Consider the following 22,341-nt stretch of genomic DNA (forward strand, 5'->3'; position numbering starts at 1 on the left):
TACGAAACTAGGGGCGATTCACCCATTAGGGAAACATCCCCGCAACTGCGACCATCAAAACCTCTACCCAACATCTCAGAGAAGTCAAAAAAACAGAAAGACCAAATAAAAAATCATGAAATACATAATATCGATGCTCATCCAGCAGACCATTCATCCGAATAATCAAAATTAATCTTAAAATCCCTGCAAACCTCCCCGCTCGCTGTATAATTTAATTCCTCTGCCGTGTTTAGCGGCTCCGTCTTGATGCATGACGCCCATCTCCTCGGCCACTTCACTCTGCAGCCATTCCCGTGGAGATCATCATGGCTATTCGTCAGAATGGAACCGTAAAATGGTTCAACGCAGTAAAAGGTTTTGGCTTCATTACCCCCGAGATGGGGCCGGACATATTCGTCCATTTTCGAGAAATCGACACTCCAGGCTTCAAGTCACTGGATGAAGGTCAGCGCGTGAGCTTCCTGGTGGGCGTTGGCCCTAAAGGTGACCAGGCCGAGCAGGTTAAAGTACTGTGAAATCCCCAGACCCCGCTAACTGCGGGGTCTCTCATTGGGCTCAAGCCATGCGATTCTCAGGAAAATAGCGGGGATTCGACATGAAAGAAAAGCGATTTGGGCAAAGCCTTAATATTGCAAGCAGTTGCCTGACACAGGCGATAAATGATCTTGTGGCAGAAGAAGTCAGTTCCGAATCCTCCACGAATAGGGAGAGTCTCGCCAGAATCAGACAACAACTTGAATGTGTCGCCGTGATCATGGACTCACTCAAGCGGGCCAATATCCAGTCAATCTCGAATATATTTCCAATCCGCTGATTAAGAATCATCTGGCCGGCTTCAATTTAGCAAAAAAGGCAGGGCACGGCCAGGCACAATCAATCAGAAGCTGGGAGCTTCGACTGGCGCGGCTTCATAATGATAATGATTAGGTATTTCCCGCCCAATGTCGAATGCTGCATGTCCTGCCAATTATCCTAGTCGAACCCCGGCGCGCTGCTCAGGCGGTCCAGATCGACGTCAAGCACGAAGCGCTTGTTCGCCGTATCCCGCCTCCATGGAACTGCAAACAGTTTTTCTCCCATCTCCAGGATTCCGCCGAATGACAGCCCGGCACAGGCAACTTGCCCACTTTGCGAATCCAGCACGATTTCCTTGAGGCCGCCAAGGCCTTCGTCCTCGGAGTTGCAGTTGTCACTCCCGATGAGCCTATCTGCGCCCGGCCGGGGCAGGAATGGTCATCGGCGACTATGCCGTTATGGCTCGTAAATACCGCAGTAATCGCGATCTTTAATGTTCACGCCCACCCTGGAACGATGCGATGACAGGGTCGTACAAGGCGCCAAATCAGCATCCGCCGCCGCAAGCTCCAGGCTGCGCGCAAATAGGAGCCCGGTCTGTGCGATAGGGAACTTTGCACCACCGGCAAAGGCCTGAAATTGTATGCTTGAATAGTCGCGATACGCCCCGTGAGGAGGCCGCCATGCGAGAGACTCCCTCCCCCGCGCAGAACCATTTACTGGCCGCACTCCCCCGAGAGGTTCAGGAACGCCTCTTCCCCCATCTGGAGCTGCAACGCCTGGAACTGGGCAAGGTGATCTACGAACCCGGTGATGCGATGCGTTACGTGTTCTTCCCCACCGACTCCATCATTTCGCTTTTGTACGTGATGGAAAGTGGTGCATCGGCCGAGATATCCGTGGTCGGTAACGAGGGGCTGGTCGGTATAGCCGTCTTCATGGGCGGCGAGAGCACCCCCAGCCGCGCTATCGTGCAAAGCGCCGGCAGCGTTTACCGGCTCGCGGGGCAACGAATGAAGGACGAGTTCAGTCGCCACGGCGACATGCTCATGTTGTTGCTCCGCTATACCCAGGCATTGATCACTCAGATGGCCCAGACGGCAGTCTGCAACCGCCATCACTCCATCGACCAGCAACTCTGCCGCTGGCTGCTGCTGTCCCTCGATCGCCTGCCCGGCAACCAGCTGATCATGACCCAGGAGCTCATCGCCAACATGCTCGGTGTACGGCGAGAGGGCGTCACAGAAGCGGCCGGCAAACTGCAGAAGCAAGGTGTGATCGAGTACAGCCGGGGGCGGATCACCGTGCTGGACCGCCCGCGCCTGGAGGCATTGAGCTGCGAGTGTTACGCGGTGGTGAAGGCGGAAACCGACCGTTTGCTACCCTACGTTCCCCGTCGTCCAGGCCATGCGGCGGAGTGACACGAGTTTACAGGAACAGCTCGAGGCGATGCTCGCCAACCGCCAGCGGCACCCGCACCGGGCTTTCGCCGCAGACCAGTGAAAGGCCATCCAGAAGCGCACGCTGGATGCCGCGGCAGTGCGTCCCGGCCGAGGCCACGACGATGCTGTAATGGCAACTATCCACCGTCACGCTGGCGTCGAACCCCGGCCAGTCCAGCGGAATACACGGATCGATGAGCAGACTTGCACCCTCGCGCCGGAGCCCCAGAATCCCTTCCACCCCCGCACGGTACATCCAGCCAGCGGAGCCGGTGTACCAGCTCCAGCCACCACGCCCGACATGGGGTTCAACGGAATAGACATCGGCCGCGACGACATAGGGTTCGATCCTGTAACACTCCACCTCTGTTGCGGTACGTGCATGGTTGATCGGGTTGAGCAGGGAGAACAGCCCGGCCGCCTTGTCGCCCTCACCGAGACGGGCAAACGCCAGGATGCTCCACATCGCCGCATGACTGTATTGCCCGCCGTTCTCGCGCAGGCCCGGCGGATATCCCTTGATGTAGCCAGGATCGCGCGGCGATTGATCGAAGGGTGGAGTGAACAGCAAGGCCAACCCCTCATCCTGACGGATCAACCAGCGCTCCAGCGAAGCCATGGCAGTGGCTGCGCGCTCGGGATTCGCGCCGCCACAAAGCACCGCCCAGGACTGGGCGATGGAATCGATCCGGCATTCGTCGCTGGCCGCCGAACCGAGCCAGGTGCCGTCGTCGAAAGTCGCTCGGCGATACCACTGGCCATCCCAGCCATGCTCCTCCAAGGCCAGCTGCAGCGCCGCCGAATGTTTCCGCCAGCGCACGCACCGCACCTCATCACGCCCCTCGGCCAGCGCTCCGAAGCGCTCCAGGGTATGCAACAGCAACCAGCCGAGCCACACACTTTCGCCCTGCCCGCCGACGCCCACACGGTTCATTCCGTCGTTCCAGTCTCCGCTCCCCATCAGTGGCAGGCCGTGGGCGCCGGCCATCTCCAGGCACTGGTCCAGGCCACGAGCGCAGTGCTCGAACAGCGAGGCGCTCTCCTCCGCAAGCATCGGCTGGAAAAACGTATCGCTCTCGCCAGGATGCAGCTGTGGCCCTTCGAGGAAAGGCAGCATTTCGTCGAGCACCGCAAGGTCCGCGGATGACTCGATATAGCTGGCACAGGCATAGGCCAACCAGACCCGGTCATCGGAGATTCGCGTGCGCACTCCCTGCCCCGTCTGTTCCAGCCACCAGTGCTGCACATCGCCCTCGACGAACTGGCGCCCGGCGGCCCGCAGCAAGTGGTGGCGGGTCAGCTCTGGGCAGGCGAACGACAGCGCCAGACCATCCTGCAACTGATCACGGAAACCATAAGCACCGCTGGCCTGGTAGAACGCCGAACGGGAATGGATGCGGCACGCCAGCGTCTGGTAGAGCAACCAGCCGTTGAGCATGAGGTCCATGGCGCGATCAGGCGTGCGCACCTGGACTGTGCCCAGCCGCTGCTGCCAGTGCCGTGTCACATCGGCCAATACCGCATCGAGATCGATGCTGCGATATCGCTCCACGAGACCACGAACCTCTTCGTCCGATCCGGCTTGCCCCAGCAACGCCAGCACTTCCACGGACTCGCCGACACCCAGCTCGACGATGCATTGCAGGGCAGCGCAAGGATCGAAGCCAGCGCCGGTGGCGCCCGACAACGCCGCGGCGCCGAGTAGCGCCCGAGGAGCCGAAAGGCTACCGGCAGGGCCGATGAATTCGCCGCGATCGGCGGTCCAGCTGCTCTGCCGCCCGCCCAGGTCGGCGAAAGCCAGCCGCTCGGAATAAGCGATGCTCCACGGGTTACGTGCCAGTAGCGCGCCGCTGTCGACATCCACCCCAGTCAGGATGAAAGGGGCACAGGCTCCGCGCGCGGTACCCAGTACCCATTCCACGTAAGCCGTCACCGATAGCCGGCGCGGCCGGCCGGAGGTATTGCGCAGTGTGAGCCGCGATATCTTCAGCGGGTCATCCAGCGGCACGTACTGCAGCAGTTGCGCCTCGATACCGTGGGCCGTGTGGCTGAACCGGCTGTAGCCGAAACCATGGGCGGCGCGGTACAAGCCTGCGTCGCGGATCGGCCGGGCGGTAACGCCCCACAATGCCAGACTGTCTTCGTCGCGCAGGTAGAAAGCCTCACCTGCAGGATCGATGACCGGGTCGTTGGACCAGGGGCTGAGCTGATTGTCCCGGCTGTTGCCGGCCCAGGTGTAGCCGCTGCCTTCCGCAGAGACCTGGAAGCCGAACGCTGGATTGGCGATCACATTGATCCACGGCGCCGGGGTCGTGTGGCCATTGTTCAGAATGATGTTGTACTCGCGCCCGCCCAGCGCAAAGCCGCCCAGCCCGTTGAAAAACTCCAGCGGCTCATCACTGCTCGCTCCCTCGGTCGCGGGCAGCAGCGGCAAGGCCGCCGGTGCATGCCGGGCGGCAGACGGCCGCGGCTTGGCCGGCGGCAGACGCCCCAGGTGGGCAGCGATGGAGCCGCGGCGCGCCATCAGGTTGACCCGCGCCACGGCGTTCAGCAGTTCCCGCGCCTCCACGGTCATCAGGTCGGCGCGCAAGGTGTACACGGCGCCGCGCGAGGCCTGGCCCTCGCTGCGTTGACGCGAGGGGCTGCTGCGTACGGCGGTTTCGATGGCGGTCTGCAGATCCTGGACATAGGACGAGGCTCGTTCGTTGACGATCACCAGGTCAACGTCCAGGCCCTTCATCCGCCAGTACTCGCGGGCGCGCAGGAGCTGCCGCAGCAGCGACAGATCGTCGATTTCGTCGATGCGCAACAGGACGATCGGCAAATCTCCGGAAATCGCCAGCGGCCAGAGCCCGGACTGGCGCCCTGCGCCGCGCCGGAGGGCTTCCTGCGGTGCCCTCCAGCGATAATCCGCATAGAGAATCGGCGCCGCCAGGCGCTGGAAATCGGCGGCTTCCTCGGCATCGATGCCCAGGTCGCGCAATTCCACCTGGGCCTGGGTCCAGGCCAGGGTCTTGGCGCGTTCGAAGGCGTTGCGTTCATGGTGTTTGTCGATCAGGTCAAGCAAGGCTTCCCGGGTACTGGCTACCAGTGTCCAGAATGCCACCCGTGCAACCTTGCCAGGCGCCACCCGCAGGCGCAGGCGGAGGGAGAAAATCGGATCGAGCACGCTGCCCTGGGAGTTGCCCAGGGCACGGTGGCCCAGAACTGCCTGCGCCTCCCGCAGGGTTCGGCCACGGCCGAGGAAGCGGGCGCGGTCGGACTCATACTGCGTCTCGCCGATCAACTCGCCCTCGACCACTGCGAAATGGGCCGCCCAGATCGACGGATCGTCCGGCGAGCGCAGGCGTCGCGTGGCGACCAGGGCGCCGAACTCGGCAAGGTATTCTGTCTGCACGAACATCCGCGAGAACACCGGATGCGCGCCATCGGCTGCCGGCGTTGCCAGCACCACTTCGGCATAGGAAGTCAGTTCGATTTCGCGTGCGCGGCGACCATGATTGGTCAGCGACACCCGCCGCACCTCGCCATCGTCCTCGCCGGACACCAGTACTTCCAGGCTGGTCAGCAGCGCGGCGTCGCGATGGATGAACTCGGCGTGGTCCTCGTCGAACAGTACCTCGCCATTCTCAACCGGTTGTCCGCCAGGCTGCGCCGTGGCCGACCACAGTGCGCCACTCTGCAGGTCGCGCAGGAAGATGAAACTGCCCCAGTCGTCGCAGGTGGCATCCTCGCGCCAGCGCGTCACTGCGATATCTCCCCAGCGGCTGTAGCCGCCACCGCTGGCAGTCAGCATCAATGCGTAGCGGCCGTTGGACAGCAGATGAGTGATCGGCGGCCCATCGAGCATTGCATCGACTCGGCGCAGCGTGGACGCATCGGCAATGGTGTCGCTGGGCGCTACCGTTACTTCCTCGGCGCGGGGATGCCCCAGCGCCACATCGCGCGGGACGCGCTCCTGCAATAGCAGTTCGCTGGCCTGGATCATCGGCTCGCGATGCAGGCGGCAGCGCATGCGCCCGTGCTGCAGGGTATTGGCGATGGCGACGATGCTCATGCCCTGGTGGTGGGCCATGAAACTGCAGACGATGGCGACGCTTTCCCCGTCCTGCAGGCGTGAGCGGGTGAAGTCCAGAGCCTCGTAGAAGCCATAGCGGCCGAGCGCACCGACAGCCGTCAGGTGATCGAAATTGCGCTGCGCCCCTTGCGCATCGACCATGGTCGCCAGCGCCGTGGCATAGGGCGCTATGACTACGTTCTCGGCCAATCCGCGTTTGAGACCAAGTCCCGGCACGCCGAAGTTCGAATACTGGTAGGTGAATTCCAGATCGCGGGCGTTGTAGGCCGATTCGGAAATGCCCCAGGGGATGCCCAGCGCGGCCCCGTAGGCCTGCTGCCGCGCCACGACAAGGCGGTTGGTCTGCTCCAGCAGGCTGCCGGCCGGCGCCCGCATGACCAGCGAGGGCATCAGGTACTCGAACATCGAGCCGGACCAGGAGATCAGCGCCGAGCCACCGGGCACCGGCGTGGCCGTGCGGCCCAGGCGGAACCAGTGGCGGGTCGGCAGATCGCCCTTGGCGATGGCGAACAGGCTGGCCAGGCGCGCCTCGGAGGCCAGCAGGTCGTAGCAACTGGGGTCCAGGCGATTGTCGTCCACGCAATAGCCGATGGACAGCAGCTTGCGCTCCTGGTTGAGCAGGAAACCGAAATCCATCTCCAGAGCCAGCCGGCGCGCCGTATCGGCCAGGGCCTGAAGGCGTCGGTCCAATGCCTTTTCATCGCCATGCCGTCGGTCTCGGCTGTGCTCGGCGAAGGCCCTGCGCAGTGCGTCGAACCAGAACGACAGGTCGCCGACCTCCTCGCCAGCCGGCGCGAGGCCCGCGACGCAACGCACGGCCTTTTCCGCGCGGTGCCCAAGGGCGGGCAGCAAGGCGTCGAGCGATTGTGGGCCGGTGAGGGCCCGGTGAATCTCCCGCACGTCGTCCTTCACCTGCAGCAACCCGACATCTTCAGCCAGCGGCAGCGCTGCGACGGCTTGCCGTGCCAGGTGCAGGGTGTCGAGCAGGCCCTGGCGGGCTTCCTCCACCAGCGGGCTGGCGCGCCACTCCTCGCACGCGTTGGCCAGCACGATCAGGTGCCCAGCCAGGTTGCCGCTGTCCACCGAGGACAGGTACCTCGGTTCGAGGGCTCGCAGGTCGCGGGTTCCGTACCAGTTGAAGAAATGGCCGTGGCTGCGCGGCAGCTTCTCCAGCACCGCCAGGGTGCCCTCCAGGCGCTCCAGTGTCTGCAGGCCGCCGGCCCAGCCGAAATCGCGAGCGGCCACCGCGGACAGCAGGTAGAGGCCGATATTGGTAGGCGAGGTGCGGTGAGCCAGCACAGGCCTGGGCTGCTCCTGGAAGTTGTCCGGCGGCAGTAGATTGTCCGCCGGCGTGACGAAGGTCTCGAAGAAGCGCCAGGTTCGCCGTGCGCACAGGCGCAGTGCGGTTGCGTCATCCTCCTCCAGGCCCGAACGACGCGACGGCTGCGTGGGCTTGCTGCTGTAGAACGCGAGCAGAGGCGCGCTCAACCAGAGCAGGGTCAATGGCAGGATCAGCAACCAGTTCGCCGGCTGCAATGCCAACCCGGTGATGCCGGCCGATGCGGCGAGGGCCGTCCCGCCGGCCATCTGCCGATAGCTGCCGAGCCAGCCAGGGCGCGGCTTGCGTGAGGACTGTGCGGCAGTGGTCCACTCCAGCAGGTTGCGCTGGCTGACGTACATCCGCCAAAGCGTGCGCAGGATGGCATCGACCATGCTCCAGGCATCGTTTGGCAGAAAGGCCAGCGACAGCAGGATCTGCAGCAACGCACGACGGAAGTCGGCGCCGAGCATGGCGAAGTGGCTGCGTAATCGAACACCGGAGCGCGCTGGCAGCAACGCGCAGTAGATCGGCAGTAACGGCGGGATCGCCTGGGTCAGAATGACCAACGTCGCGGCCAGCAGTGCCTGCGGCAATGGCAGCCACCAGCAGAGCAGCAGGCTGGCCAGGGCGAAGGGCACGACCAGCGACCGGCGCAGGTTGTCGAGCATCTTGCAGCGGCCGATCAACGGCATCGCCTGCGGCCCGCGCCAGTGGCCGAGCATCGACGGCAATAGCTGCCAGTCGCCGCGGGTCCAGCGGTGCATACGCCTGCTCGCCACATCGAAGCGCGACGGCGACTCTTCGACGACCTCGACATCCGACGCCAGCCCTGCGCGGGCGAAGATGCCTTCGAAGAGATCATGGCTGAGCAGTCGATTGTCCGCGACCCGGCCGGCCATCGCGCGCTCGAAGGCATCGACGTCATAAATCCCCTTGCCGGTGAAGGAGCCTTCACCGAACAGATCCTGATAAACGTCCGACACCGCCGCCGCGTAGGGGTCCATGCCTGCCGGGCCGGAAAAGACGCGCTGGTACAACGAGCCCTCCCCGCCCATCGGCAGCGATGGCGTCACCCGCGGCTGGAGTACCGCGTGGCCGTTGATCACTCGCTGCTGCAGGGCATCGAAGCGCGGCTGGTTCAGCGGGTGGCCCATCTTGCCGATAAGGCGCAGGGCCGCCTCGCGGGGCAGGCGAGTATCGGCGTCGAGGGTGATGACCAAGCGTACCTCGCTCGGCACTCGCGGCGGCTCTCCGGCAATCGCCACGAAGCTGGTATCGGTGGCGCCGCGCAACAGCCGGTTCAGTTCATGCAACTTTCCGCGCTTGCGCTCCCAGCCCATCCAACAGCCCTCGGCAGGGTTGAAGCAGCGCCTGCGAAACAGCACGAAGAAGCGCTGGCCGCCGGGACCCTGGCCGTAATGCCGATTCAGGCGGTCGATGGCCGCAGCCGCAACAGCGAGCAGCGGTGCATCACTGGGCAGGATCTCCTGTGGCGCGTCGACGCCATCGAGAATCAGCACGAAGGTCAGGTCACCGCCGATACCCGCGAGATGGTGGACCTCCAGCCGCTCGATCTGCTCCAGCAGATCGGCCTCAGTGGTCAGCAAGGTCGGCACCGCCACCACGGTGCGCAACGCCTGTGGCACGCCGGCCAGGAGTTCCAGCGCAGGCAGCGTTATCGCGCCAAAGCTCCAGGTCACCAAGCGGTTGATGAGTGCCGTGGCCACTTCGGTCACCGGAACGCAAAGGCAGGCCAGGAAGGCCAGCATCCAGCCCCAGGAGGGCGCAGGCTGATTCAGCAGATGGAATACGAATCCCAGCAGCACCAGGCTGAGCAGGCCGATGGTACCGATGTAGCCGCCCATGCCCAGGCGCACGCTGAAGCGATTCAGGCGCAGGTGCAGCGTCGGGCTGAAGCCGATGGCGCGCTCCAGCGTCGGGCGGCCTTCAGCAATCAGATGAAATCCGGGATCGAATTCACGGCGGGGGTCTTCACCTTCCGAATGATCGGCCACAGCCTGACGGCAAGCCTCCAGGGCGTGATCGACCACCTGGAGCTCGTCCAGGCAAGAGCCGCGCGCCAACTGTTCGATGGCGCTGCGATAGAGGTTACGAGTGGGAAAGTCCATGGCAGCGAAGTTGCTGCCGTCGCGCAGCCGCGCGTCGACCAGACTGACGTTCTCGAACAGCTGTGCCCAGTCGATATCGGAGATCAGGCGCATGCTGGTGATCACATTGCGCACTGTGACATTGGAGGCGCCCAGGCGCTGCTGCGCATGCTGGACCGCCGCTTCGACGCTGACGCCCTGTTCGTGCAGGCGCTCTTCGAGCCAACCCAGTGTCGGTGTCGTGCGCGGGTCCTGGTCGCGCATGCGTTTGGCCAGTTGGGCGGAGAACACCTCGGAAAGCGGACCAGTCGAGCGCGCGGCGATATCCGCCTCCAGCGCCGAGCGAGCGTGCCCTGGCGAGAGCAGGCGCTCGGCCAGGGCATCGGCATCGGCACGGGCTATGCGGCCGGCGCTGATCTGCTCGGCCAGGCGCCGCAGGTTCTCGATCAGGACGATGCGCAGGGTGATCGCCACCGCCCACAGTTCGCCGATGGTCAGTGGCTGGACTCGCTGGTAGGCATGGATGAAGCGCTGCAGCAGCTCCACATCGAGGTGGCTGTCGGTGTGCGCCACGAAGGCCCAGGCCAGGCCGAAGACCCGTGGGTAGCCGGCGAACGGTCCATCGGCGAGCTTGGGCAACTGCCGGTAGTAGCCAGGCGGCAGGTCGTCGCGGACCTCACGGATCTGTTCTTCGACGATGTGGTAATTGTCCAGCAGCCACTCGGCAGCCGGTACCACACCATTGCCCCTTTCCAACTCGACAGCGCTGGCCCGGTAGGCAGCCAGCAGGACACGGGCGTTGTCATCCAGGCGCACATGCAACGGCAGTACACGCCTTGGCGTATCCGTCACTTGTTGTGCCAGGGCCAGGCTCTGCGCGTGCTGTTCGAGCCGTTCGATGCCGAAGAGTTCTTCGCGAACCGGTACCAGACTGTCCCAAGGAGGCTTCGATCGGCCGCGGCGCAAGGCCCGGAAATGGAGCGACATCATGGCAATGCTCCGGAAGTGCGGCGGAAACCTGGCAGGTCGACACGAGCGCCAGGGTGGCACGTACAGAAAAGGCCCCCTATGTCGGTACCCGGAGGCTCCTGAAGTGGGGCATACCTGACTCCAACCTTCGCAGACCAGGACTACGACGTCGGTGCGGTTGCGCACTTAAGGGCCGCCTGAGGCTCGGCTCGGTGCCTGCCAGGCGCATTGATCATTCTTATCGCACTATTCCAATGAAAGGCAGGTCGTCTAATCAATGGCCTGTGTCATTGCCTCCCCCCACAGGAAACGCTGGTTCCGTTCCATGCATCGAATGCACGTCCAGCCCCCGAGCGCCGATACGTCTCAGGGCAATTCGCTAGTCCGCTGAAGAGGTGACTGTCATGGAATCGAACGACATCAATGCACGGTTCTACGAGGACTTGCGCCATCTGATCGCGCAATCGGCGTTCACGCCGGACAGTCCGCAGGATGTGATCGCCCGCTACATCCTCGCCCATGGCTTTGCGGCGCTCTCCGAGACCCAGTTGCAGCAGTTCTGCACCGAGTTGCTACCCATGCTGGAGGAACTGGGAGTGGAGGCGCCGCATCAGATAGAGGCCACGTTGCCGGAGGAAACCGCGGCCACATCAGCCCGTGCGGAAGACCAGGCGCCGAGCTTGCCCGGGGATACTGGAGGCAAGCCATGATGGGCGCCCGCACACCAGCAGAGGATCACATAGCCGAGCGCTCCCTGTCCCACGGGAGCTTTCAAGCATTGGCAACCTGGACTGGATGACAACGACATGGGCAGTATTTCACCGCACATCCTCCTGCTGGAGGACGAGCTGACCGTCCGCATTCTGATGACGCAGATCCTGGCCAATCTTCTCGACGCGCAGGTCACCGCCTTCTCCAGCGCCGAAGATGGAATCGAGTACCTGAAGCAGCCGGACACGCGGGTGGATCTGATCATCACCGACATTCAGATGGTCGGGCTGCTCGACGGCTACGACGTTGCCAGACTCTCTCTGCGGCACTGTCCCTCGACGCCCGTCGTGATCACCTCGGGACTCAATGGGCCGGAGCGCAGAAAGCCGCTCGAGAACTCGACGTTCCTGGCCAAGCCATGGGACCTCGCAACGCTCGAGGGCACTCTTCGTGCGCTCCTGGAACGAAGGACGCCTGGTGGTGAGGAGGAGCCCTGATTGCAATCGACGGCTACTGACACTCGAAGTCCAGGCTCTCATCCTCGGTAACTCTGCGTGCCGGAACCTGTGCTTCCTCTGCAGGCGGGGTGAAGACGAGGGCCAGCTCTCCCTGCAACGATTGACTGAGCGTTCTCAGCGCTTGCGCGCCTTGCAGGCAATGCTGGCCGATGCCCACGAACGTAATCCCCTCCCCCTGCAGCAAGGACATGAGCTGAAGGCTGATGGAGCCCATGGCGGACCGAGAGAGTGCGCATGAGTAACCCGGAAGCCAGGTGTCGAGCATTTTCCCGGCAGCGATCAGTGACAATCTGTTCATGGGCTCTGGTGACCTCCATCGTAACCGGCAGCTGCACGATCAACGACGCGGCCTGCGCCGAACCACCGGCGTTTCTTTCACCCTGATCTGGCGATTGGCCTGCGGCACAGGGTGTGTCGTCATGGACAGCTGACGCCATGCCCTCCTGCAGAGAATCACCGCATGCCGCCATTGGCGCCGCAGACCCGCCGCCACACTGCGTTTTCTGTAGTCATCCATCGATGGCGCATCACTGGTCATGAACATCTCCGGCGCGGCCGGGCTTCGTGCCCTTCTCCGGTCGATAGGTCGGATTTCCAGCAGAATCGACCTCCAGCGATTGCTGGAGTACCGCTTCCGCTCTGGTCTTCGGATTGGAGTAGTTATCTGAGCCCGGCAAACGCGGCGCTTCGTTGCGTCTGCCTTGCGGATGAGTCTTCCCCTTGGGTTCAGCGGCGCCGCCATGGGGGCCTTGCTTGCCTGTCTGGTTCATGGTCGCCTCGCCGCGCTTCCCACTCCTGCACCTTGCAGAGTGTGGAGGGAGCGACAATGACAACCTTTCACCAGGTTGTCGGTGCGGTAGCCCACTTGCGCTGGTCACCCAATAACGGGCACCGGTACGTGCGTTAACAGACGGACCGACGCATTGGCTTCGCGGATGCTGGAAACTGGTTCGAAAAGTCGCACTCCAGGAGAGCAACCATGACCCACTACTGCCATCAGGTCTCAGGTGTGTTCACCCGACGATCACAGGCCGATTGCGCGAAACAGGACCTGTTGGGGTTAGGCATTCGTCTGGACCGAGTGCGCATATTCGACAACCAGGAACTGGTGCCCTCCGGGCGCCTGCGCGCGAAGAGGCGCCCCTTCAGGCAAGTCATCAAGGGCGTTGCCGTAGGGACGCTGTTCGGCCTGCTGGTCAGTGTGCTGTTCGCAATCGCGATGACGAACGCCGGGGCAGGCCTCTTCGGCGGCTCGCCGCTACTTGAATTGCTGGGCTGGGGTGCTGTCGTGGGAGGGCTGGCGGGCGCAGCAATCGGCGCTTCGGCGAACGTCAGCCAGGACGACCATCCCTTCGGGTACACCCTCTTGCCAGGAAATGTCGTTCTGCTTGCCGAGACCCACTCGGCGCGCGAAACCCTGCGCGCCTTCGAAGTCATCGAAAGAGCGCCCGGAGTCGGTGCGCACATGGACATCAGCCTGGTCTGAGTTGGCACATGACGACGCAGCGGGCGACTCCGGGCAGCCGACGAACAACAGCGTCAGGATGGCCCTCCGTGCGCCATCGCACGCTCGGTGGGGACTACTCCTCCGAGGGATCGACCGGAGGCTTGGGCGGAGCCTGTGATGGTTCTTCAGCCGGATTAACCGAGGGCGGCAGCGGCGGCTGCTTCTTGTCGCGATCTCGAAATGAATATCGCTCGGCGGGAGAGCCATATTCACCGCCCGGCAGTGTGGGCCTGACACCACCACCGGTTGGCGACGGGCTGTCCGGAACTGTTCCCGGTTGTTTTTTCATGGCGACCTCTGGTGAACCGATCACTGCTAATCGCCAGGACGTACCGAAACGCCAGGCCAGCTCGGTGTTGACGGAATGCAACCATGGCAGGTCGCAACTCCTGGCGTCGGTACGCAAGCGCGCTTAACCCCTCACAAAGACCGGCAGTGCTCGCGGGGACCTTCCCAGCGGATTGCTCCAGTGGTCTAGCGCACAGACAGACGAACGCCTCAGGCGCAATCTTCAAATGAGCGTTGCGCTTGAATGCGGGAGGACACCATGAACCCCATCACCCTCTTCATCGTCATGGTTCTGACGGCCATCGGTGCCGTCCTCATCTACCTTGGCCACTCGGTTGTGGGCATCGTTGTGCTGGTGTGCGCACTGGTCGTCTCGCTGTCCCTCAAGATGGCCAATACCTGGCAGAAATTCGTCGTGTTGCGCGCAGGCAACCTGCAAGGCGTGCGCGGCCCCGGACTGTTCATGATCATTCCGGTCCTGGACAGCGTCGTCGCTGTGATCGACGAGCGAATCCAGACCACGGCGTTCAATGCCGAGCAGGCACTGACCCGCGATACAGTGCCGGTGAACGTCGACGCCATCATCTTCTGGCACGTGCACGACGCCCGCAAAGCGGCACTGGCTATCACCGACTACCGGCAGGCCATCGACCGGGTAGCACAGACCTCTCTGCGGGAAATGATCGGCTCGTCGATGCTGGCCGCGCTGCTATCCGATCGACGCAGCTCCGATCAGCAGTTGTGCCGCGAGATTGGTGAAAAGACCCAGGAATGGGGTGTCACCGTTGGCTCGGTGGAGATCCGCGACGTGGCCATCCCGGTGGCATTGCAGGACGCCATGTCACGCCAGGCGCAGGCCGAACGCGAGAAGCAGGCGCGAATCATCCTGGGCTCCGCAGAAGCGGAAATCGCCGGACGATTCGTGGAAGCAGCCACGATCTATGCCGGCCAGCCTACGGCCCTGCAGTTGCGCGCAATGAACATCATCTACGAGACCACCAAGGAGCGCGGAACCACCATCCTCATTCCCAGCTCCATGGTCGACAGCATGAATCCGACCGTTGCCGTCGCAGCTGCGGTGGCCGCCCAGGCCGGTACGATCCGTGCCAGCGACGAACCTTCGCATGAGAGTCCGCGAGTCAATGTGCAGGCGAACATCGACAGACCATCAACGATGGGGCGCAGCCAGGATGAACGCAGCACAGCGGGCGTGCACGCCGAACGGGTTGATGCAGCCGTTCCTTAGACAGGATTTGTCCGCTTCCGGCCAGAAGCGGACATCGAGGTGGTTTGGTTCTACTCTCTGGTCTTGATCCAGCTATGCGAGACGGGAGATTCGACTATCGCCCTGCATCCGCTTTTCCAATGCCTTGCCCTTGAGGGGCGCGCCCGCACGCTTTTGTTAATTGCCCACGAGGGTGAGCTCTGCGTGTTGGAGTTGATGCACGCCATGGGAATGATCCAGCCTCAGGTTAGCCGTCATCTGGCCCACATGGTTCGCTGCGGCCTTCTCACATCTAAACGGGATGCTACTTGGGTGCACTACAGGCTCAACCCAGGTGTGCCTGTGTGGAGTCAAGAGATCGTTCAGAAGACACTGCAAGCGAACTTGGAATGGCTCAAGCCCTCGCTCTCGCGCTTGGCGGACATGGAAAATCGGCCATCACGCGCTTCCTCACCTTCATAGTCCGCCTTGGGTTGATAACAGATGTTGTAAAGCAGCAGCGCGAAGCTGTCGCTCATGGCTGCCCTCCCGCGCCTGCCCTATAGTCCGACGTTCGTTCCAGTTCTCTTCATGCTCTAAGCTGACATCAGCATTATCTGGCTCCCTCAATTAAGAAGGATGTTCGTATGGGATTTCTGGGCCTAAATCGCCGCGATGGCGAGCAAATCCGGTTGATCATTGAGCCAGGCACCAATGCCGAAATCTTATTCCAAGAACTTATGCGTAACGGCATCACTATCCAAATCAATTCAACCTCGAACCCTAACCAAATTCGAGTAAGCATTGATGCACCTAAGCAGATCACGATTCTTCGAGGGGAGTTGCTTCAGCCCTAGGTTACGTCTCGATTAGGGGCGAGGTGCTACTGCACAGGCCAAGAGGCTAGCCTGCAGGATGCGTGTAAATGAGAGTGCGTTTTGAGTCGTTTTCCGCCGCTGCTGACAGGGGCTATGGTTACAAGCAGGGTTAACTGAAGTGATAACGAGGAGCGCGTGATGTCTCGGAGTCGATCTACAGAGGAGGTTCGGGTTACGTTGGCTGAGCTTTCGTTTCAGGGCGAAGCGGCGGCGGTAGTGCTGGAACGGGCAGTCCTGGAGTTGCCGCCTGGGTTAGGTGGCGAGGTGATAGAGGTTATCGAGTTGCTTCGCAAGAATGCAGCGACCTTACGGTCGTTGGCAGAGCGTGTGCAGGACGGAGGCATAGCTGCATTGCAATGAATGGAGTTGAGAAACAGATGCTCACAGCGCTGCGCACGACCTCGTTCAATAATGCAGCTGTTGCAGATCGCCTTATATCACTATCGTCGGTTGTCCCGGCTTTAAGGGATGAGCTACGAGCGATGGCTAGCCAGCTTGAGCGGGACGCCGACACGTTAGAGGTATTCGTGAAAGAAATTCATGAGGGGAGGATTGTCCGGTCTCCTTGATTGCAATGACTGCTATGGGGCGGTAGCTGCCCCCCGCCAGGAGCAGCAATCGAACCTTAGTGGAAACTCAAAGCTAGGTGCAGGCCAGCATTTGGAAGGATCAGTTGGCGTTGGGCAGCTCGAACCGTTCTACGCAGCGATGCATTTTTTCTTGAATCTCAGGCGAGTCGTCATCCACCGGTTTGCAGTGCAGGATCGTCAAGGCGTTCTCGCCTTCTGATACCTGCAGATCATCCCCTGGAGCAAGGTAAGTGCTGAACGCCTCCTTCCCATTGGCCCAGCTTGCAACTATTCGTGGATTCCCCCGAGTGACTTCTTTCATTTCGTCATCTGGGCGCTCTATCTTTTGCGAATCTATGCTGATGTGCACCCCTGATAGCGAGCATTGAATCGGATCGCCCTGCGCCATCCCATACATCTGGCCAAACACATACAGATTTCGCTCACGTTCCAGCCTCTGCAGAGCGTGCACGTGACGCGTCCAATTCGCCTTAAGCCACTTGGCCCGGTCGTCTTGAATAGGCGCAGTTGGCCAAATCTGCTCCTGGATGTTCCAGATGGCCACCGACGACACCCGCAACGTGCGAAGCTCCGGGATGCACTCGATGGAGAAGAACTCGTAAAGCTCATCGGCATTGGTGGCTGTCGCAAATGAGCAGGCCAATGTCATCGCCAACCACTTATTGGTCTTCAATTGTCATCCTCCCTGAATGAGCTTTCCGCTATCGGAGCCGACCAACGTCCTCGATGCCACTCTCGTGGGCGTTGCAATCCTAGTGCACGTCTTTGGTCGAGCCCAGGAAGTACTAGGAATTATCTCTGCGCTGGCAGCCGGATGGTGTTTTTGATAGTCCGCTTTGGGTCGATTGCGGCCTTTCACCAATGTCAGCAAACGGCCGCTATCCGCCGTCAAACGCCTTGGGCTGGGACGTGGAAGTCCGGACGACCAGCTTGGTCGGGTAGATCTTTACCTTCGGCGGCAGCATTCTGGACTCAGGCGAATGCAGCAGATCGGTAAGGAACCTCGCCGCGCACTCGCCCTTTTCCAATAGCGATTGGCGGATGGTGGTCAGCCCCTTCTCGGCCGCTTCCGGGATGTCGTCGAAACCGACCACAGAGACATCGCCCGGCACGGCGACGTCCAGCGACTGGGCCGCTGCCAGGCAAGACAACGCCATGACGTCCGAGCAGGCGACCACCGCCGTCACTTCCTGCTTGCGCAGCAGGGTCTCGGCGGCGGCCTTGCCCACCACGGTATCGAAGCCGCCGGCTTCGATCACGTGCAGGTCCTCGAAGCGCAGGCCAACCGTGGCGGCCTCTTCCAGGTAGCCAGTCAGGCGCTCGCGAACGATCATTTCGGTGGAGCGGTTGTAGCGTCTCTCGTCGACCATGCCGCGATAGCCGTCAGGCTTGAGGCGCTCCAGCAGAATGCCTATCCGCCGATGGCCCAGGCCAAGCACGTGGCGCATCTGTTCGCGCGCGGCACCACGGTCATCGATCCCCACGTAGGGCACGCCCTCGATGCGTGGCGAGTCGACCACGACGAAGGGGATCTTGCGCTTGATGAGGTACTGGATGGTCGGATGATCGTCCGGCAGGGTCGAGATGATCAGCCCGTCCACCAGGCCGCGCACCGCCATGTGTACGTCGCCGCCCTGGCCATCTTCTTCCAGACGCCGGCTGTTCATGGGGAACAGCGTCAGGGCGACGTTGGACAGTTCGTTGATATTGCTGATGCCGCGCAGCAGTGCGGTGGCCCAGGGGTCGTCGATGGCGTAGGACAGCTGGTCCATGACGATCAGCCCGATGGCGCCGATACGCCCCGAGCGCAGGCTGCGCGCGCGCAGGTTGGGTCCCGGATAGCCCAGCTCCTCGGCGACCGCGAAGATGTGCTCACGCTGCGCCGCCGATACCTTTGGCGAGCCGCTGTAGGCGTAGGAGACCGCTGGCTGTGAAACGCCCGCGGCACGCGCTACGTCCTTCATGGATATCATCGCAAGCACCTCTGGATATGACGCGGGCTACCGCGTTGACGACAGAAAAAAGGGCTCCCGGACCGGCTGCCGACAACCTATGCCAGACCGTGAGCCCCGTCCCGGGCCCTGCTCGGGCACCGAGGCGCAACAGTTGAAATCAGTTGGCAAGCGGCTCAGCCACCGGCCAGGCTCGCGAGGATCTGCTCATGAAGCCTCCGGTCCCCGCTTACCACGACAGCACGGCCGTGCTGCGCGTCGCCACCCTCCCAGGTGCTGACGACGCCGCCCGCCCCCTCGATGATCGGGATCAGCGCCTGGATGTCGTACGGCTTGAGGGCAGGCTCGATGACCGCATCCAGTTGCCCCAGGGCGACCATGCAGAAGGCGTAGCAGTCACCGCCATAGCGGGTCATGCGCACCCTCCCGGCGACCCTCTGGAAGGACTGCTGGTGCCCGGCAGTGGCGAAGTTCTCCGGGCTGGTGCTCATGATGCTTGCCTGCTCCAGGCGATCGCAGGGACGGCAGCCAATCACGCGGCCATTGAGCCAGGCCCGCGCGCCATTTCCGCAGAAGCGCTCGCGGGTGAAGGGCTGGTCGACCACGCCCACGAGCGGACGGTTGCCGTCGTTGAACGCCACCAGCACACCCCACAGGGGAAGCCCGGTGATGAATGCCCGAGTGCCATCGATGGGGTCCAGCACCCAGTGACGTCCCGAACGGCCGACTACCCTGCCCTCCTCTTCACCCAGGATGCCGTCGTCCGGATAGCGTTGCGCAATCAGCTCGCGCATCAATCTTTCAGCAGCACGATCCGCTGTAGTCACTGGGTCGAAGTGCCCCGCGTCCTTGTTCTCCAGCTCATAGGTGGAGCGAAAGTACGGCAGCACTTGCGCAGCGGCAGCATCGGCAAGCTCCTGGGCGAAGCTAAGGTGGCAGGCAAGTTCGGATTCGGAAAGCGACATCACTTGAGTCCTCGGTCTGCTTGGGTAACGGTGCCGGCCATCCCTGGCGGGCCCTGTGTTGCTTACTGGGTTACTGGATGCGCTTCTCGCTGTCGCGGTCGAACAGCACCACCTTCTCCATGTTCACGCTCAGGCAGGCACTACGGCCGGACTGCACGCTGCGCGGCTCCAGGCGGGCGATCACCTCGGTGCCGCCGAGGGTGAAGAAGGCCAGGGTGTCCGGTCCGGTCGGCTCGATCACCTCGACATCCACGTCGAAGGCGCCGGGCTGCCCGGCCGTCACGCTGCGGAAGGTTTCCGGGCGGATGCCCACCAGCACATCGCGGCCGGAATACTGCCGTGCGGTCTCGTCCGAAATGTGCACGTCACCCAGGCTCACCGTGCTGCCGTCCGGCTTGCGGAACAGCAACTGCGGGCCGCGGTCGGTCAGGCGGAAACTGGCCGGGATGATGTTCATCGCCGGCGAGCCGACGAAGCGCGCCACGTACACAGAGGCCGGCGTGTCGTAGATGGTTTCCGGGTCGGCCAGTTGCTGCACGTAGCCGTCCTTCATCACCGCGACCTTGGTGGCCATGGTCATGGCTTCGATCTGGTCGTGGGTCACGTAGACGATGGTGGTGCCCAGGCGCTGGTGCAGCTTCTTGATCTCGGTGCGCATGTCGACCCGCAGCTTCGCGTCGAGGTTGGACAGTGGCTCGTCGAACAGGAACAACTTGGGGTTGCGCACCAAGGCACGGCCCATGGCTACGCGCTGGCGCTGACCGCCGGAGAGCTGCGAAGGCTTGCGCTCCAGCAGCGGCTCGATCTGCAGCAGCGCGGCGACCCGCTTGACTGCCTCGGCGCGCTCGGCCGCCGGGACCTTGCGGATCTTCATGCCGAACTCGATGTTCTCGCGCACGCTCATGGTCGGGTACAGCGCATAGGACTGGAACACCATGGCGATGTCGCGATCCCTGGGCGACAGCTCGTTCACCCGCTGGCCGGCGATGCGGATCTCCCCGGCGCTGATGTCGTCGAGCCCGGCGATCAGGTTGAGCAGTGTGGACTTGCCGCAGCCCGAGGGGCCGAGCAGCACCAGGAAATCGCCCGGATCGATGGAAATATCCACCCGCTTGAGAATATCGAGGTCGCCGTAGCTCTTGCTCACGCCGTCGATCTGAAGAGTTGCCATAGTTCTTTACCCCTTGACTGCGCCAGCGGTCAGGCCACGCACGAAGTAGCGACCCGCCAGGATGTAGACGACCAGAGTTGGAATGCCAGCGACCATGGCGGCAGCCATGTCGACGTTGTACTGCTTGCGGCCGGCGGTGACGTTGACGATGTTGTTCAGCGCGACCGTAATCGGTGTGTTGGAGCCGGAGGTGAAGGATACGCCGAAGAGGAAGTCGTTCCAGATCTGGGTGAACTGCCAGATGCAGGAGACCACGATGATCGGGATCGAGGCCGGCAGCATGATGCTCCAGAAGATGCGGAAGAACCCTGCCCCATCCACCAGCGCGGCGCGCGTCAGATCACCCGGCAGGCCGATGAAGTAGTTGCGGAAGAACAGCGTGGTGAAGCTGATGCCGTAGACCGTGTGGACCAAGATCAGACCCTTGATCGATCCGGCCAGCCCCAGATAGCCCAGCGACTGGGCGATCGGCAGCAGCACCGCCTGGAACGGCAGGAAGCAGCCGAACAGCAGCAGGCCGAAGAGCACATTGGCGCCCTTGAATTCCCACTTCGTCAGGGTGTAGCCGTTCAGCGCTCCGATTAGTGTCGACAGCGCCACCGCCGGCACCACCATGAGGATCGAGTTGAGGAAGTAGCCGCGCAGCCCGACGCACTCGGTGCCGATACACGCGCTGGACCAGGCCTTGTCCCAGGCCTCGAAGGTGATGTGCTGCGGCAAGCCGATGAAGGAGCCGTTGTAGATCTCATCGAGGTCCTTCACCGAGGTGACGAGCATCACCCACAGCGGCATCAGGTAGACCAGCGCCACCAGCACCAGCGCCAGGTAGATGAACAGGCGCCCGCCCAGGTAACGGGAGAAGCCTTGCAGGTCAGTGCTCATCGCGGCGGCCTCGCAGTTCCGAGTAGAGGTAAGGCACGATGATCGCGGCGACGGTCATCAGCATCATCATTGCGCTCGCCGCGCCCACGCCCAGCTGGTTGCGGCGGAAACTGGCGGCGAACATGAAGGTCGACGGCAATTCGGTAGAGCCGCCGGGGCCGGCGTTGGTCAGCGCCAGGACCAGGTCGAAGCTCTTGATCGCGATGTGGCTGAGCAGCACCACGACGCTGAGGAAGGCCGGCCGCAGCATCGGCACGATGATCCGCCAGTAGATCTGCGGCAGGCTCGCGCCCTCGATCTGCGCGGCCTTGATGATCGAGTTGTCGATGCCGCGCAACCCCGCCAGGAACACCGCCATGGCGAACCCCGAGGACTGCCAGATACCGGCAATCACCACCGTGTAGATGGCGTAGCGGGGGTCGACGATCCAGTTGAAGACGAAGCTGTCCCAACCCAGGTCGTTGACCACCTTCTGGATGCCCAGCCCCGGATTGAGAATCCATTTCCAGGCGGTGCCGGTGACGATGAAGGACAGCGCCATCGGGTACAGATAGATCGCCCGCAATGCGCCCTCCGCCCTCACCCGCTGGTCCAGCAGAATCGCCAGCAGCAGGCCGATCAGCACTGCGCCGATCAGGAACAGGCTGCTGAAGACGAACAAGTTGACCACCGCGGTGTGCCAGCGCTCAGTTGCCCAGAGGCGCACGTACTGTTCCAGGCCGACGAAGTCGTAAATGGGCACCACCTTGGACGAGGACAGGGAAATCCACGCCGTCCAGGCGATGAAGACGTAGACCGCGATCAGCACCACGAAGGTACTGGGGGCCAGGACCAGCTTCGGCAGGTGCCGGGCCAGCCAGCGCCGTGCGCCGGAAGGTGGCGTGGAGCGGCCGACTTCGGCCACTCCCGCTTCCACTTCGACCAGGGCGCGAGGCGACTTCAGGGAAGTATCTTGCATG

General features: G+C 62.7%; 18 protein-coding genes and 1 pseudogene. 8 read left to right on the plus strand and 11 right to left on the minus strand.

All coding sequences use genetic code 11. The features are described from left to right. The first annotated feature begins 308 nt into the window (after positions 1-308). On the plus strand, positions 309-518 hold the full coding sequence (locus UB43_RS27785; RefSeq protein ID WP_045217843.1) for a cold-shock protein: 210 nt from the start codon (positions 309-311) through the stop codon (positions 516-518). A 457-nt stretch (positions 519-975) separates the two neighbouring features. On the opposite strand, the gene UB43_RS29345 is transcribed toward UB43_RS27785, so the two are convergent. Beyond that, complete coding sequence (locus tag UB43_RS29345; RefSeq protein WP_082085932.1) at positions 976-1,230, minus strand: PRC-barrel domain-containing protein; 255 nt, start codon at positions 1,228-1,230, stop codon at positions 976-978. A gap of 251 nt (positions 1,231-1,481) precedes the next feature. Here UB43_RS29345 and UB43_RS27795 point away from each other — a divergent pair, with 251 nt between their 5' ends. Next, a complete protein-coding gene (locus UB43_RS27795) occupies positions 1,482-2,219 on the plus strand; it encodes a Crp/Fnr family transcriptional regulator (RefSeq protein ID WP_045217844.1) in 738 nt (245 codons plus the stop codon). Positions 2,220-2,226: 7 nt separating this feature from the next. On the opposite strand, the gene UB43_RS27800 is transcribed toward UB43_RS27795, so the two are convergent. Beyond that, positions 2,227-10,737 carry a GH36-type glycosyl hydrolase domain-containing protein gene (locus tag UB43_RS27800; RefSeq protein WP_218187707.1) on the minus strand — a complete coding sequence of 2,837 codons (8,511 nt, stop codon included), beginning with the start codon at positions 10,735-10,737 and terminating at the stop codon, positions 2,227-2,229. Between the two features lie 383 nt (positions 10,738-11,120). Between UB43_RS27800 and UB43_RS28925 the strand changes: the two genes are divergently transcribed. Together UB43_RS28925 and UB43_RS27810 are read left to right on the plus strand one after the other, a co-directional pair. Beyond that, positions 11,121-11,426, plus strand: a complete 306-nt coding sequence (locus UB43_RS28925; RefSeq protein ID WP_052969624.1) for a hypothetical protein — start codon at positions 11,121-11,123, stop codon at positions 11,424-11,426. Positions 11,427-11,522: 96 nt separating this feature from the next. Further along, positions 11,523-11,924: a response regulator gene (locus tag UB43_RS27810; RefSeq protein ID WP_052969625.1), complete on the plus strand. Its 402-nt coding sequence runs from the start codon at positions 11,523-11,525 to the stop codon at positions 11,922-11,924. A 13-nt stretch (positions 11,925-11,937) separates the two neighbouring features. On the opposite strand, the gene UB43_RS27815 is transcribed toward UB43_RS27810, so the two are convergent. Together UB43_RS27815 and UB43_RS29725 are read right to left on the minus strand one after the other, a co-directional pair. Then, positions 11,938-12,243, minus strand: coding sequence for a hypothetical protein (locus UB43_RS27815; RefSeq protein ID WP_045217845.1), 306 nt, complete (start codon positions 12,241-12,243; stop codon positions 11,938-11,940). A gap of 229 nt (positions 12,244-12,472) precedes the next feature. Then, positions 12,473-12,715, minus strand: a complete 243-nt coding sequence (locus UB43_RS29725) for a hypothetical protein (protein WP_143514267.1) — start codon at positions 12,713-12,715, stop codon at positions 12,473-12,475. A gap of 209 nt (positions 12,716-12,924) precedes the next feature. Between UB43_RS29725 and UB43_RS29730 the strand changes: the two genes are divergently transcribed. From UB43_RS29730 to UB43_RS30395, 3 genes and pseudogenes are all read left to right on the plus strand, one after another. After that, positions 12,925-13,431, plus strand: coding sequence for a hypothetical protein (locus tag UB43_RS29730; protein ID WP_045217846.1), 507 nt, complete (start codon positions 12,925-12,927; stop codon positions 13,429-13,431). 568 nt (positions 13,432-13,999) lie between these two features. Continuing rightward, the gene (locus tag UB43_RS27825; protein ID WP_082085933.1) at positions 14,000-14,986 is read left to right on the plus strand and encodes a slipin family protein; all 987 of its coding nucleotides are present in this window, start codon (positions 14,000-14,002) and stop codon (positions 14,984-14,986) included. Positions 14,987-15,025: 39 nt separating this feature from the next. Further along, positions 15,026-15,289 (plus strand): annotated as a pseudogene (locus UB43_RS30395) (ArsR/SmtB family transcription factor); the annotation flags it as partial. A 38-nt stretch (positions 15,290-15,327) separates the two neighbouring features. Here UB43_RS30395 and UB43_RS30400 read toward each other — a convergent pair. Beyond that, positions 15,328-15,483, minus strand: coding sequence for a hypothetical protein (locus UB43_RS30400; RefSeq protein WP_371319007.1), 156 nt, complete (start codon positions 15,481-15,483; stop codon positions 15,328-15,330). 108 nt (positions 15,484-15,591) lie between these two features. Between UB43_RS30400 and UB43_RS30405 the strand changes: the two genes are divergently transcribed. Next, positions 15,592-15,801, plus strand: coding sequence for a carbon storage regulator (locus UB43_RS30405; protein ID WP_045217847.1), 210 nt, complete (start codon positions 15,592-15,594; stop codon positions 15,799-15,801). A gap of 690 nt (positions 15,802-16,491) precedes the next feature. Here UB43_RS30405 and UB43_RS27840 read toward each other — a convergent pair. From UB43_RS27840 to UB43_RS27865, 6 genes are all read right to left on the minus strand, one after another. After that, entirely contained in the window at positions 16,492-17,085 is a 594-nt protein-coding gene (locus tag UB43_RS27840; RefSeq protein WP_045217849.1) for a hypothetical protein, read from the minus strand. A gap of 205 nt (positions 17,086-17,290) precedes the next feature. Further along, positions 17,291-18,385: a LacI family DNA-binding transcriptional regulator gene (locus tag UB43_RS27845; RefSeq protein ID WP_045217850.1), complete on the minus strand. Its 1,095-nt coding sequence runs from the start codon at positions 18,383-18,385 to the stop codon at positions 17,291-17,293. Positions 18,386-18,540: 155 nt separating this feature from the next. After that, complete coding sequence (gene hisN, locus UB43_RS27850) at positions 18,541-19,329, minus strand: histidinol-phosphatase (RefSeq protein WP_045217851.1); 789 nt, start codon at positions 19,327-19,329, stop codon at positions 18,541-18,543. Between the two features lie 70 nt (positions 19,330-19,399). Next, a complete protein-coding gene (locus UB43_RS27855) occupies positions 19,400-20,500 on the minus strand; it encodes an ABC transporter ATP-binding protein (protein WP_045217852.1) in 1,101 nt (366 codons plus the stop codon). Between the two features lie 6 nt (positions 20,501-20,506). After that, positions 20,507-21,382 (minus strand): carbohydrate ABC transporter permease, encoded by an 876-nt coding sequence (locus UB43_RS27860; protein ID WP_045217853.1) that lies wholly within the window; start codon positions 21,380-21,382, stop codon positions 20,507-20,509. Further along, the gene (locus tag UB43_RS27865) at positions 21,372-22,340 is read right to left on the minus strand and encodes a carbohydrate ABC transporter permease (RefSeq protein WP_045217901.1); all 969 of its coding nucleotides are present in this window, start codon (positions 22,338-22,340) and stop codon (positions 21,372-21,374) included. The genes UB43_RS27860 and UB43_RS27865 overlap by 11 nt, the downstream gene beginning before the upstream one ends. Position 22,341 lies beyond the last annotated feature (1 nt).

The sequence above is a fragment of the Pseudomonas sp. 21 genome (assembly GCF_000955805.1).
Taxonomy (GTDB): Bacteria; Pseudomonadota; Gammaproteobacteria; order Pseudomonadales; family Pseudomonadaceae; genus Pseudomonas.

Bases quoted from the DNA above. Each gene is read 5' to 3' on its own strand.
- UB43_RS27785 (WP_045217843.1), top strand. From the start codon at position 309: ATGGCTATTCGTCAGAATGGAACCGTAAAATGGTTCAACGCAGTAAAA.
- UB43_RS27795 (WP_045217844.1), top strand. From the start codon at position 1,482: ATGCGAGAGACTCCCTCCCCCGCGCAGAACCATTTACTGGCCGCACTC.
- UB43_RS27800 (WP_218187707.1), bottom strand. From the start codon at position 10,737: ATGATGTCGCTCCATTTCCGGGCCTTGCGCCGCGGCCGATCGAAGCCT.
- UB43_RS28925 (WP_052969624.1), top strand. From the start codon at position 11,121: ATGGAATCGAACGACATCAATGCACGGTTCTACGAGGACTTGCGCCAT.
- UB43_RS27810 (WP_052969625.1), top strand. From the start codon at position 11,523: ATGGGCAGTATTTCACCGCACATCCTCCTGCTGGAGGACGAGCTGACC.
- UB43_RS27815 (WP_045217845.1), bottom strand. From the start codon at position 12,243: ATGAACAGATTGTCACTGATCGCTGCCGGGAAAATGCTCGACACCTGG.
- UB43_RS29725 (WP_143514267.1), bottom strand. From the start codon at position 12,715: ATGAACCAGACAGGCAAGCAAGGCCCCCATGGCGGCGCCGCTGAACCC.
- UB43_RS29730 (WP_045217846.1), top strand. From the start codon at position 12,925: ATGACCCACTACTGCCATCAGGTCTCAGGTGTGTTCACCCGACGATCA.
- UB43_RS27825 (WP_082085933.1), top strand. From the start codon at position 14,000: ATGAACCCCATCACCCTCTTCATCGTCATGGTTCTGACGGCCATCGGT.
- UB43_RS30400 (WP_371319007.1), bottom strand. From the start codon at position 15,483: ATGAGCGACAGCTTCGCGCTGCTGCTTTACAACATCTGTTATCAACCC.
- UB43_RS30405 (WP_045217847.1), top strand. From the start codon at position 15,592: ATGGGATTTCTGGGCCTAAATCGCCGCGATGGCGAGCAAATCCGGTTG.
- UB43_RS27845 (WP_045217850.1), bottom strand. From the start codon at position 18,385: ATGATATCCATGAAGGACGTAGCGCGTGCCGCGGGCGTTTCACAGCCA.
- hisN (WP_045217851.1), bottom strand. From the start codon at position 19,329: ATGTCGCTTTCCGAATCCGAACTTGCCTGCCACCTTAGCTTCGCCCAG.
- UB43_RS27855 (WP_045217852.1), bottom strand. From the start codon at position 20,500: ATGGCAACTCTTCAGATCGACGGCGTGAGCAAGAGCTACGGCGACCTC.
- UB43_RS27860 (WP_045217853.1), bottom strand. From the start codon at position 21,382: ATGAGCACTGACCTGCAAGGCTTCTCCCGTTACCTGGGCGGGCGCCTG.
- UB43_RS27865 (WP_045217901.1), bottom strand. From the start codon at position 22,340: ATGCAAGATACTTCCCTGAAGTCGCCTCGCGCCCTGGTCGAAGTGGAA.